This is a genomic window from Catenulispora rubra (assembly GCF_015356825.1).
GTDB classification, from domain to species: domain Bacteria; phylum Actinomycetota; class Actinomycetes; order Streptomycetales; family Catenulisporaceae; genus Catenulispora; species Catenulispora rubra.
The window spans coordinates 1-11,175 of the sequence record NZ_JAACYW010000355.1; the positions used below are offsets into that span (position 1 = coordinate 1).

The following is an 11,175-nucleotide window of genomic DNA, read 5'->3' on the forward strand; positions in this document are numbered from 1 at the left end:
CCGCAGGGCTTTCCGACCCCTCGTCCGGCCTAGAAACACTCGGCGGGCGTCTCAGGCCCCTCAGCGAGGCCCCAGAAGGCGCGGAACGGGGCGCCGTCGGGCGTTCGGGGCGCGGGGTTCCGGTGCGTGACGGTGTCGCGACTGGGGCGACCGGAATGCTCGGCTTGCCCCTTTCGCAGGGCTCGGAGGCATTCGCGCGCTTGGCGAGCGCCCTTCGCGGGGCCCGTGTCGTGCGGGCTCGCAACGGCCCAGCGCGGTTCCGGCTACCCGCCGGGCGGCGGGCGCGTGCCTCGTTCGGGTCAATCGCCGCTGTGCCGCGGATCACCCGTGCGTTGGTCGCCAATGGGACGCTTTCGCCCGATTCGGGGCCCCCTCGGCCGGCCTCGAACGGCCTCACCTCGGCCGACATGGGGTGGTTCCCCCACCCCTGAGCTGTGATCTGTCGCCGGGATCCGCCATTATGGGCCACGGCTCCGGCGCCGTCGCGGGCCGTGACCGTACTAGGCAAGGAGAAGTTCCATGGCTCTTCCGACACTGACCCCCGAGCAGCGCGCGGCCGCTCTGGCCAAGGCCGGGGAGGTGCGCCGTGCCCGTTCGGAGATGCTGGCCGACGTCAAGGCCGGGAAGCTGTCCCTGAAGGCGGTGCTCGACCGGGCGGCCAAGGGCGAGGAGATGGTCAAGAAGACGAAGGTGACCGCCCTCATCAAGGCGCTGCCGGGCTACGGCCCGGCCAAGGCGGCCAAGCTGATGGCGGACGCCGAGATCGACGAGAACCGCCGTATCGGCGGCCTCGGCGACCGTCAGCGCCAGGCGCTGCTCGCCGCCACCGCCTGATCCGCCAGGTCGAACCGGACGCGAATCCGGGCGATCTCGCCACGGCGCAGCCGGCCGTCTCTGTGCAGGGGACGGCCGGCAATGCCGGGCCGGGAGAGCCGTCCGGAGGAGTCCGTATGGATTCACCAGCCCATATGGCGCCGGTGAAGCGCCGCAGGGTGCTTCTGGGCTAGCGTGGGACGTATGACTGACCAGCCCGACCTGCGAGCCTCGCACGCGGACCGGGACCGGGTCGTGGAGACGCTGCGGATCGCCGCCGGGGACGGCCGGCTGTCCGCCGAGGAGCTCGACGCCCGGCTGGAGGCCGCGCTCACCTCGCGCACCCTCGGGGAGCTGGCGGAGCTCACCTCCGACCTGCCCGGAACGCCGGACGCCGGCGTCGGCTACGGACCCGGTCACGGTGCCGTCGCGCCGCCGACGAAGGACGTGCTCGTCATCGAGCAGAAGGGCGGGCAGTTCGTCCGCACCGGGGCGTGGGTGGTCCCCGGGCGCATCGAGCTGCGGCCCAAGATGTGCGACGTCGTCCTGGACTTCAGCGACGCCGTCGTCAGCCGCGACACCCTGCGCATCGACGCGGACATGCGGCTGGGCAAGCTGATCATCATCGCGGGGCCCGGGGTCGAGCTCGACATCGACGGCCTGACGCTGGCCTTCTCCAAGTTCCGGCTGCGCGGGGACCGGCACCGCCGGTACGAGGCCGACCAGGACACTCGGCCGCTGCGGATCGAGATCGTCGGCACCCTGAAATACGGCAAGCTCATCGAGCGGCGGGCCCGGCGACGACGACCGGGACGCTGACCGCGACCACTGATTGCGACACCGGAGGCGACGCGCACTGGCGCACGCACGGCACTGCGACACCGCACCACCGCAGCGCCACGGCCGTGCTGCCGCAAGACCTGCTCAACCCGGCGACAAAGGCTTCCCAAGCTCAGAAAACCTCAGCGGACCTCAAGAATTAAGGGACAACCCTTAATCCCCTGGCCGCGGCGCCGAATATCTCGCCCAGAGCTCTCGCTCAGAACTTCAGGTCCGCCTCGATCGGCCGGTGCGCCTGCTTCGGCCCCACGGCCGGCAGGACGGCGCTGGCGACCGGCGTGAGCCCGCGGGACAGCACGTCGTCCAGCCGGACCACCGGGAACTTCGCCGGCCACGTGAACCCGAACCCGGTCCCGGCCTTGGCCTGCGCCGACACCAGGCCGGTGCCGGAGCCCATCAGCGGCCGGATCTGCCGGTCGGTCTGCGCCACGTCCAGGTCGCCGACGACTATCAGGTTCGGCGACTTCTCCGTCTGCACGTCGTCGACCAGCTGCTCCAGCGCGTCGCCGCGGGCCACGCCGAAGCCGTCGTGCGAGAGCGAGGGCTGCGGCAGGTGCACGGCGTAGACGGTGACGCTCCGGCCCTGGCCGGCGTCCACGGTGAACCGCAGCAGGCCGCTGAACTCGCCGGCGGAGCTGCTGTCGGCGGCGCCGGACTGGCTCCCGGCGGAGGGCCGGCCGCCGGTCAGGTCCACCGGCTGGCTGGAATCGATCTTGAAAGTCGACCAGACCACGAACTCGTACATCGCCAGGTGGTAGGCGTAGCGGGCCGGAGCGGCCTGGTCGGCGAGCTGGACGTCCTTCGCCATGCCCTGCAACACGACGATGTCGGCGCCGCGCTGCTGGGCCAGCTGAGCGATGCCGGTCAGGTCGGGAGCGCTGTCATCGAGGGCGGAGACGTTCTGGCTGAGGATCCTGATGTCCGCCGGGCCCGAGCCGCCGGTGCGCATCAGGGTCGGGCCGAAGTCGCCGGCCCAGACCCCGCAGGTCAGCAGGCAGATGCCGATGGCCCACTTCTTCAGGCTGAGCAGGGCCACCGGCAGGGCCAGCACGAGCGGGGCGACGGTCCAGGGCAGGAAGGTGTCGACCAGCGAGCCGATGCCCATGAACTCGGGGAGGAAGCGGTGGCCGAGCAGGACCGCGAGGACCAGGACGCTGATGATGACGGTCAGCAGGGCCAGCTGGCGGCGGGCCCGGCGCCAGTGGGGCTCGTGCTCCTCGGGGTCCGCAGAATCGGCCGAGTCGGCGGACGCCGGGGGCGCGGGAGGCGTCGGTTCGGCGGGCTCGGAGGTGACGATCGGGCCGATGACGGTCGGGGTCTCGTCGGGCCCTGCGGAAGTCGCGGAGGGCATCGCGGAAGTGGTACGGCCTGGGACAGGCGAAATTATCGCGGGCTGGGCCAGGAAAGCAGCGGGCGAAGAAGTGGCGCTGCTCGGCGCGGGCAGCGCGGGAGCACCGGCCGGGCTCGGAGATATGGAGACAGGCGAAGCTGCGCCGGCGTCGGTCGGCGACGCGGCACCCAGTGCAGGATCCGGCTTCGCAGGCGCGGGCAAGGCAACCTGGGCAGGAATACCCGGAGCAGCAACGCCCGGAAGAGCCGGAGTAGCCAAAGCACTCGGAGTACCCGAAGCACCTGGAACGCCTGGCACAACCGGAGCCGCGGCCGTCCGGAACGGCGTCGCAGGGCTCTCGCGCCGCTGGGTCGGCACCGCCGCGGACTTCCACGTGGCCGAGGCCTGATCGGCGGCGGAACGGATGATGTCACTGATCGCGAACACCGGTGCCGCGACGGCCACCGCAGTGTTCTGCGGAGCCGGGGCACTCGTGCCGTTGGCCGGCGGTGTCTGCTCGTTGGAGGTGGATATCGCGGAGTCGTCCGCGGCGGCGGCACCGTCGGCGCCCGGAGTGCCGTCGGCCGCGTGCTCCGCGCCGCCGTCCCCCGAAGCCTCCACAGCCGCCCCCTGGCCTATCGGCCGCTCGCTGTCCGGGCCGTCCGCGCGCACGTCGGATCCGGCCGAACCAGCCTGAAGTTGATCGAAACGCAAGTCTTCTCGTCCACTCGCCGTGACCAGACCCGACCGTTCCGCGCGCGCCGAGCAGCGTGCACGCGCAAAGGTTACTACCAACGGACGAGTCGTTCGGTCACGGTCCGGTGACTAGAGCAACAACCGTGTCACAACTTCCTGAGACGGCGAACCGGGTTCCGCTCAGAGGCCGGGGGCGCCCCAGACCGGGAACCAGCGGCTCAGGTCCGACTCCAGGCGCAGGTCGTTTCCCAGCATGGCCTTGATCTGCAGTTCCAGCGCGCCGTCGCGCTGTTCGCCGGCCTGCGGGGCGAAGGGGTAGAACGTGCCGCGCTTGTAGAGGTACACCAGGGCCAGGCGGCGGTCCCGGTCGTCGGTGAAAGACACTAGGGAGCACAGCAGCTGCGGGCCGAAACCGGTGTCCTGCAGGGAGCTGTTCACCGCGTGCAGGTCGGTCACCAGGCCGGCGGTGTCGTCCGGTTCGTGGTGCGAGACCAGCCAGGTGTAGCCGTAGGAGTCGTCGCGCGCCTCGACCTTGGGGCCGTTGCCGGCCGCCAGGAGCGTGGTGATGTCCGACTCGACGTCGTCGAAGGCCCGCCCCTCGGCGCGCTTGAAGCACACCGAGCCCAGGCCCGTGGGACGGAAGTTGGTCGCCGCCTGCAGGGTCAGGGCCGCCGACGGCAGGCCGAAGAGCTGGTCGAGGTCCGGCTTGACCGGCTTCGTCCGACCGAGCAGCGTGTCCAGGAATCCCATGGCTACCAGCTTGCCTTGTCTCCGAGGGTCGCCGCGGGAGGTCCCACGGTCCGTTCGCTTATCGTGATCGTCTTGTGCAGATCCCCGTGACTAATCCGGATCCTTCCCGGTACGGCACAATCCGAACAGCTGTCACGCTTCGTCTCCTGCGGATACTTCCCGTGCCATGCGTCCGGGCCCATGGCCTGTCGGACGCATACGGCTCGCATCGTGGAAAGCTCAGGTCCGACAGGCGCCGGGATGTGGTGCGGGGTGGTGCGGGGTTGTGCGGGTACTGACGACGGCTCAGCCGCGACCGATCTCGACCGCCAGCTTCGCCAGCTTCTCCTGGCGGACCTGCAGGGTCGGGTGCGTGGCGAACAGGTTCGAGACGCTGGCGCCCTTGATCGCCGGGGTGAAGAAGAAGGCGTTGAAGGCCTGCTGCTTGCGCAGGTCCTGGGTCGGGATCATGGCCATGTCGCCGGTGATCCGGCCCAGCGCGTTGCTCATCGCCGACGGGTTGCCGGTGAGCAGCGCCCCCGAGCGGTCGGCGGCCAGCTCGCGGTAGCGGGACAGGCCGCGGATCAGCAGGAAGGACAGCAGGTAGGTCAGGCCCGAGACGAGCATCACGAAGAACAGCACGACCGCCGGGCTGTCCTCGTCGTCGCGGCCGCGGTCGGAGAAGCCGCCCCACAGCCCCATCTCGAAGGTGATGCGGGTGATCAGGCCGGACAGGATGCCCAGGAACGAGGCGATGGTCATCACCGCGACGTCCTTGTGCGCCACGTGCGAGAGCTCGTGCGCGAGCACGGCCTCCAGCTCGCGGTCGTCCGGGAGCTTGCGCATCAGGCCGGTGGTCGCGCAGACCACCGTGTTCTTCTGGCTGCGGCCGGCGGCGAAGGCGTTGGGGACGTCGGTGTCCACCAGGCCGACCCGGGGCTTGGGCATGTCGGCCAGCGCGCACAGCCGGTCCAGCACGGCGTGCAGCCGGTGCGCCTCGGCGGAGTCGTTGGGCTGGACGAGCTTGGCGTTCATCGAGAACAGCGCGATCTTGTCGGACAAGAACCACTGCGCGAAGAAGAAACCGCCGATGACGATGATGAGGATCGGCAGCAGGCCCTTGGGCGCGAGGGCCACCGCGACGCCGATCGCGGCGACGTAGACCAGGCCGAGCAGGAACATCACGATGACCATCCGCGATGTCAGCTGCCGGTCCGGCGCGAAACGGGTCCTTGCCACTGGTGCTCTCTCCCTGTTCAAGCTGGTTGTTCTAGCTGGCTGTCACACCCAGGTGCGGATATCAACCTGTCAATCGGAGCAACGCCGGAAGTCGTCCGGAGGTTCCCGGGTGGGACTGTTCGCGCAGCGAAAGAGACTACCGCCACACCGTGACCGGTGTGACCGGTGTGGCGGTGCGGCGGCAGTCGGGACCAGCAGGGGTGCGCCCGTACGGGTGGCTCGGATGGCTCAGGCGGCTCGGAAGGGCCGGCCTCAGCCGGGGATGAGCCCTTCCTCGGACATCATCGCCTCGACCTCGTCCAGCGTGGAGTCCGCCATGGGGAGCACGAAGTCGCTCTCCACGAGCCGGTCCAGCGGGATCGGCGTGCCGATCTCGCGCACCCGCTCCAGCAGCGTGTCCAGCGCCAGCCGGAACGCCGCCTCGTCCTTGGCCTGGCAGGTCTCCAGGACCTTGGTGTCCAGGTCGTTCAGCTCGTCGATCGAGCTGTCCGGGACCTCCAGCTGACCCTCGGTGAGAATGCGGACGATCATCGCGCCCCTCCCTCCTTGCGGACCTCCTCGGCGTCCGTGACATCCGAGTTGGAGGCGTTGCCGACCCCGTGGCCGGCCTCCAGCTGCTTGGTCGACGGACCGCCGGCCAGCTCCCGCTTCATCGCTTCGAGCTGGTTGTCGACATCCGAGCCGGACGACAGGCGCTCCAGCTCGGTGGTGATGTCGTCCTTGGCCATGCCGGTCGGGTCGTTGAGCGCGCCGGAGGCCAGCAGCTCGTCGATGGCCGAACCGCGGGCCTGCAGCTGCAGGGTCTTGTCCTCGGCGCGCTGGATGGCCATGCCGACGTCGGACATCTCCTCGGAGATGCCGGAGAAGGCCTCGCCGATCCGGGTGGTCGCCTCGGCCGCGGTGTAGGTGGCCTTGATCGTCTCCTTCTTGGTGCGGAAGGCGTCGACCTTGGCCTGCAGCGACTGGGAGGCCCGGGTGAGCTTCTCCTCCTCGCCCTGCAGCGTCGCGTACTGGGTCTGCAGGTCGGTGATCTGCTGCTGGATGCCGCCGCGCCGGGACAGGGCCTCGCGGGCCAGGTCCTCGCGGCCGACCTCCAGGGCCCGGCGGGCCTGGGTCTCGTGCTTGTCGGACTGGTCCTGCAGCTGCTTCATCTGCAGCTCCAGGCGCTTGCGCGAGGTGGCCACGTCGGCGACGCCCCGACGCACCTTCTGCAGCAGTTCCAGCTGCTTCTGGTACGAAAGGTCGAGCGTCTCGCGCGGGTCCTCGTACTTGTCCAGCGCCTTGTTGGCCTTGGCCTGGAAGATCAACTTCATGCGCTTCATGACGCCAGCCATGGGCTCTGCCGCGCCCCCTTCACGTCCTCGTGTGGCCGACTCCGGTCCGCGTGCGGATCGTGCTCAATGTCGTCCAACTTTGTGGTCCTGGTCAGGACTTACCATACGGCCCGCCACCCCTTCTCGGCACCTACTGAAGGCCATGGCTTCAGTAGTGCGAAACGTCATGGGCCCGACCGTGGCTTCGTGGTCGCGGGGCCGTGGCCTTAGAGTCTTCCCGTGTTCCGGAAGCAGAAATCCACCGATGAGGCCGACCAGGCCACGTCCGAGCAGGAGAACGCCGACCTGCTGGACGAGGCACGGGCCGCCAAGGGCCGTCCCACGCCCACCCGCCGCGAGGCCGAGCTGGCCCGCAAGCAGCGGCTGTCCGGCATCAGCTCCGATCCGAAGAAGGCCAAGCGCCAGGCGCGCCAGCGCGACTTCGACGCGGCCACCGAACGGCAGCACGGCGGGCCGGTGAAGGCGTTCGCCCGCGACTACGTCGACTCCCGCTTCCGGATCGCCGAGTTCTTCATCATCTTCGCCGTGCTGCTGTTCGTGGTGGCCTCGGTCCCGTCGGTGGCGCTGCTGTCGGTGGTGCTGTGGCTGGTGATGCTGGTGGCCATCGTGTTCGACTCGGTGCTGCTGGTGCGCGGGGTGAAGAAGGAGGCGCACAAGCGCTTCCCCGACGCCGACCTGGGGCGCCTGGGCTGGTACTCGCTCATGCGTTCGATGCAGTTCCGCAAGTGGCGGCTGCCCAAGCCGCGGTTGAAGCGCGGCGAGAAGTTCTAGGCGGACCCTCGCCTCAGCCTTCCGTCGGCCATCGTCAGGACCCGGTCGACGCCGTCCAGCAGGGCGGTGTCGTGGGTGACCAGGACGGTGGCCGTCCGGTGCGCCGGTGACGGCGGCCAGCAGCGCCAGGACGGCGGCCCCGCGGTCGTGGTCCAGGGCCGAGGTCGGTTCGTCCACCAGGAGGACGGCCGGGTCGGCGTAGAGGGCGCGGGCGATGTTGACGCGCTGGCGTTCGCCGCCGGAGAGCTGGTGCGGTCGACGGCGCCACGTGGCCGGGCCCAGGCCGACCGCCTCCAGCAGGGTGCGCGCCCGCCCACGGGCCGCCGCGGGCCGGTCGCCGCGCACGTGGCCGACGAGCTCGGGTGGACAGCCGGACCGCGGCCGTGGCCGCCGCCGTGCAGGCGGGGCTGATCCGGATGTGACGGTCGGCGAGCGGCAGCGGACGGGCAGCAGCAGGACAGACAGCAACAGACAGCAACAGACGGCGCCGGGCGCCAGCAGGCGGCAGCAGGCGGCGACAGGCCGGGCAAGCAGCGCCGGACGACGACCGGCGGCCTCCTACCGGGCCGTAGTCTGATCACATGGAATTCCGTCATCTCGGCCGCTCCGGCCTGATCATCAGCGAGATCGCCTACGGCAACTGGATCACCCACGGCTCGCAGGTGGAGGAGGACTCGGCGCTGGCCTGTGTGCGCGCCGCCCTCGACGCGGGGATCACCACGTTCGACACCGCCGACGTGTACGCCGGGACCCGGGCCGAGGCCGTGATGGGCCGGGCGCTCAAGGGCGAGCGGCGCGAGGGGCTGGAGATCTTCACCAAGGTCTTCTGGCCGACCGGCCCGGGCCGCAACGACCGCGGGCTGTCGCGCAAGCACATCATGGAGTCGATCAACGGCTCGCTGAAGCGGCTGCAGACGGACTACGTCGACCTGTACCAGGCGCACCGGTACGACTACTCGACGCCGCTGGAGGAGACGATGACGGCGTTCGCCGACGTCGTGCACTGCGGCAAGGCGCTGTACATCGGCGTGTCGGAGTGGAAGGCCTCGGAGATCCGCGCCGCCAAGGCCCTGGCCGACGAGCTGAAGATCCAGCTGATCTCCAGCCAGCCGCAGTACTCGATGCTGTGGCGGGTCATCGAGGCCGAGGTGGTCCCGACCTCCGAGGAGCTGGGCGTGGGCCAGATCGTCTGGTCCCCGATCGCCCAGGGCATCCTGACCGGCAAGTACCTGCCCGGCGGCGAGCTGCCGGCCGGGTCGCGCGCCACCGACGAGAACTCCGGCGCGAACGTGATGCGCGAGCTGGTCGCGAACCAGGAGCTGCTGGAGGCGGTGCAGCAGCTGCGGCCGATCGCGGAGTCGGTGGACCTGACGATGGCGCAGCTGGCCGTGGCGTGGGTGTTGCAGAACCCGAACGTCTCCGCCGCGATCATCGGCGCCTCGCGTCCGGAGCAGGTGACCGAGAACGTCAAGGCGGCCAGCGTGAAGCTGTCAGACGACGTGATGAAGCGGATCGACGAGGTGCTCGGGTCGAACGTGGTGCGGGACCCGTCGCGGACGGTGTCGCCGCCGACCCGGCCGTAGCCCGGCTGCGCGACGGCGGCGGGAGTCTGTCAGAAGACTGACAACGCGGCTATGCTCCGGCGTGACTCGACCGCGATCACGCCAGGAGCCCCCATGAGGAGCAATCCCATAGCCGCGCGGTTCGGCGCGCTCGCCGCCGGACTGCTCGCCGCCGCCGTCGCGATCCCCGGCGGGGCGCAGGCCGCGTCGGCACCGGCGGCCGCGCCCGCCGCCGGCACCACCACCGCCGCGACCGTTCTCACCGACGCCCAGGTCGCGGCGCTCGGCCCCGACGCCCAGGCGGCCCGGCTGGCGCCGCTGCGCGCCGTGGCGAATGCGGTCGGGGCGGTCGGGGCGGTCGGGCGGGGCAGCGCCGCCGATGTCTACGGCAATCTCGCCATCGAGGCGGGCCACGACGTGGTGACCGTCTACCTCACCGACACCGCGCAGGCGTCGCGGGTGCTCGCGGCGGCGCGGGCCGTGGACCCGACGATCGACGGCTCGCTGATCCGCTTCCAGAAGGCGGCCGCCACGCACGCCGCGCTGGACGCCGCCGCGCAGCGGGTGGTGGCGCTGGCCGACGCCGGGAAGCTGCCGGTCCACGTGGATCTGGTCGGGCCGGCGGCGGACGCGTCGGGGCTGGAGCTCGACGTGGACGATCCGGCGACGGCTCCGGCGGCGTTGCAGCCTCGGGCGGCGTCCACGACGAACCTGGCGACAACCCTCGGCGTGCCGCTCGTCTACCGGCAGGGACACGCGCTGCAGGCCAAGTCCTGGGCGAACTCCAAGTGGGACGACAGCTCGCCGTTCATCGGCGGCGACGCGATCACCGGCGGCGGCACCGGCCACGGCTGCACCGCGGGATTGCCGGCCGTCCGCAAGTCCGACAACCACCCGATCATGGTGACCGCGGCGCACTGCTTCGGCGTCGGCACCAGGATCTACACGCGAGCCGGGACCCCGGGCGACTATGCCAACGGCTTGACTGGCAACTACGTCGGCACCGTGACGGCGCGGGTGCAGCAGTGGGACGCGGAGACCATCGACGGCGCGAACAACAACGCCGACGAGTCGGACACCACGACCTGGCTGCGGCTGACCAGCTTCGCGTACTCCTACAACGGAGACTATGTGTGCCACGACGGCCAGCGTTCGTACTTCATGGGGCACCCCACGCCGTGCGGCATCAAGGTGACCAATCAGGACATGTACTGCGGGCCGAGCACCGGCTGCCCGGGGTTGTCGTACACGGCTCGCGGCGTGTGGGGCGACGCGGTGAACAACGGCTGGGGCGCGGCCGGCGGGGACAGCGGCGCCACGATGTTCGCGGTGGAGTCCGGCGGGGTACGGCAGGCGCGCGGGCTGCTTTCGGACGGGACGCCCGGGGACGGGACGCCGGGGGTCTTCTGGACGGAAGCCACCGACATCTTCAACTACTACGGGTTGACCTTGAATCCGCAGACCTGATCACCTGGTCGTAGCTGATTCAGCGACGAGGCCGTTCCGGCTTCGAGGTCGGCCACGAGGTCGGCTACAAGGTCGGCTACAAGGCCATTTCAGCAAGAAGGCCACGCAGAACGGAGACGCGCGCCATGCTGTCGAGTCTGCTCCCGCCGGAGGTCGAGGTCGAGGAGTGCTTCGGCGACCCCGAGGACGCGGTGTTGATGCCCGGCGAGGAGGCGGTGATCGCGCGGGCCGTGGACAAGCGGCGGATGGAGTACATCACCACGCGGCATCTGGCGCGGACGGCTTTGGTCCGGCTCGGGTTTCCGCCGGTCGCGATCGGGACCGGCGCGAACCGGGAGCCTTTGTGGCCGGCCGGGGTCGTGGGGAGCATGACGCACTGCCGGGGGTATCGGGC

Annotated in this window: 12 protein-coding genes and 1 pseudogene; 7 read left to right on the plus strand and 6 right to left on the minus strand. The window is 70.5% G+C overall.

What is annotated here, in order from left to right:
• Nucleotides 1–519 precede the first annotated feature (519 nt).
• Nucleotides 520–834 carry an integration host factor, actinobacterial type gene (gene mihF, locus GWK61_RS48325; protein ID WP_012786078.1) on the plus strand — a complete coding sequence of 105 codons (315 nt, stop codon included), beginning with the start codon at nt 520–522 and terminating at the stop codon, nt 832–834.
• 183 nt (nt 835–1,017) lie between these two features.
• Entirely contained in the window at nt 1,018–1,632 is a 615-nt protein-coding gene (locus GWK61_RS48330) for a DUF1707 SHOCT-like domain-containing protein (RefSeq protein WP_194920214.1), read from the plus strand.
• Nucleotides 1,633–1,852: 220 nt separating this feature from the next.
• Here GWK61_RS48330 and GWK61_RS48335 read toward each other — a convergent pair whose 3' ends face one another.
• On the minus strand, nt 1,853–3,004 hold the full coding sequence (locus GWK61_RS48335) for an endonuclease/exonuclease/phosphatase family protein (RefSeq protein WP_194920216.1): 1,152 nt from the start codon (nt 3,002–3,004) through the stop codon (nt 1,853–1,855).
• 406 nt (nt 3,005–3,410) lie between these two features.
• Here GWK61_RS48335 and GWK61_RS48340 point away from each other — a divergent pair, with 406 nt between their 5' ends.
• Nucleotides 3,411–3,680, plus strand: coding sequence for a hypothetical protein (locus tag GWK61_RS48340; protein WP_194920218.1), 270 nt, complete (start codon nt 3,411–3,413; stop codon nt 3,678–3,680).
• A gap of 179 nt (nt 3,681–3,859) precedes the next feature.
• Here the strand turns inward: GWK61_RS48340 and pspAB are convergent, their stop codons facing one another.
• The 4 genes from pspAB to GWK61_RS48360 all read right to left on the minus strand — a co-directional run bounded on the left by pspAB (nt 3,860) and on the right by GWK61_RS48360 (nt 6,981).
• A complete protein-coding gene (pspAB, locus tag GWK61_RS48345; protein ID WP_194920220.1) occupies nt 3,860–4,429 on the minus strand; it encodes a PspA-associated protein PspAB in 570 nt (189 codons plus the stop codon).
• Nucleotides 4,430–4,714: 285 nt separating this feature from the next.
• Nucleotides 4,715–5,647 (minus strand): zinc metalloprotease HtpX, encoded by a 933-nt coding sequence (htpX, locus tag GWK61_RS48350; protein ID WP_194920222.1) that lies wholly within the window; start codon nt 5,645–5,647, stop codon nt 4,715–4,717.
• 252 nt (nt 5,648–5,899) lie between these two features.
• On the minus strand, nt 5,900–6,178 hold the full coding sequence (gene pspAA / locus GWK61_RS48355) for a PspA-associated protein PspAA (protein ID WP_194920224.1): 279 nt from the start codon (nt 6,176–6,178) through the stop codon (nt 5,900–5,902).
• On the minus strand, nt 6,175–6,981 hold the full coding sequence (locus tag GWK61_RS48360) for a PspA/IM30 family protein (protein ID WP_194920226.1): 807 nt from the start codon (nt 6,979–6,981) through the stop codon (nt 6,175–6,177). The genes pspAA and GWK61_RS48360 overlap by 4 nt, the downstream gene beginning before the upstream one ends.
• Nucleotides 6,982–7,200: 219 nt before the next feature.
• Between GWK61_RS48360 and GWK61_RS48365 the strand changes: the two genes are divergently transcribed.
• A complete protein-coding gene (locus tag GWK61_RS48365) occupies nt 7,201–7,752 on the plus strand; it encodes a DUF3043 domain-containing protein (RefSeq protein WP_194920228.1) in 552 nt (183 codons plus the stop codon).
• Here GWK61_RS48365 and GWK61_RS61220 read toward each other — a convergent pair.
• Nucleotides 7,749–8,100, minus strand: a pseudogene (locus tag GWK61_RS61220) (ATP-binding cassette domain-containing protein); the annotation flags it as partial. The gene GWK61_RS48365 and the pseudogene GWK61_RS61220 sit on opposite strands and share 4 nt — an antisense overlap.
• Before the next feature lie 233 nt (nt 8,101–8,333).
• Between GWK61_RS61220 and GWK61_RS48375 the strand changes: the two are divergent.
• The 3 genes from GWK61_RS48375 to GWK61_RS48385 all read left to right on the plus strand — a co-directional run.
• Nucleotides 8,334–9,335 (plus strand): aldo/keto reductase family protein, encoded by a 1,002-nt coding sequence (locus GWK61_RS48375; protein ID WP_194920230.1) that lies wholly within the window; start codon nt 8,334–8,336, stop codon nt 9,333–9,335.
• Between the two features lie 93 nt (nt 9,336–9,428).
• A complete protein-coding gene (locus GWK61_RS48380; RefSeq protein WP_228564179.1) occupies nt 9,429–10,781 on the plus strand; it encodes a chymotrypsin family serine protease in 1,353 nt (450 codons plus the stop codon).
• A 125-nt stretch (nt 10,782–10,906) separates the two neighbouring features.
• Nucleotides 10,907–11,175, plus strand: a 269-nt coding sequence (locus GWK61_RS48385; RefSeq protein ID WP_369125675.1) for a 4'-phosphopantetheinyl transferase family protein, incomplete at its 3' end; no start/stop codon positions are given.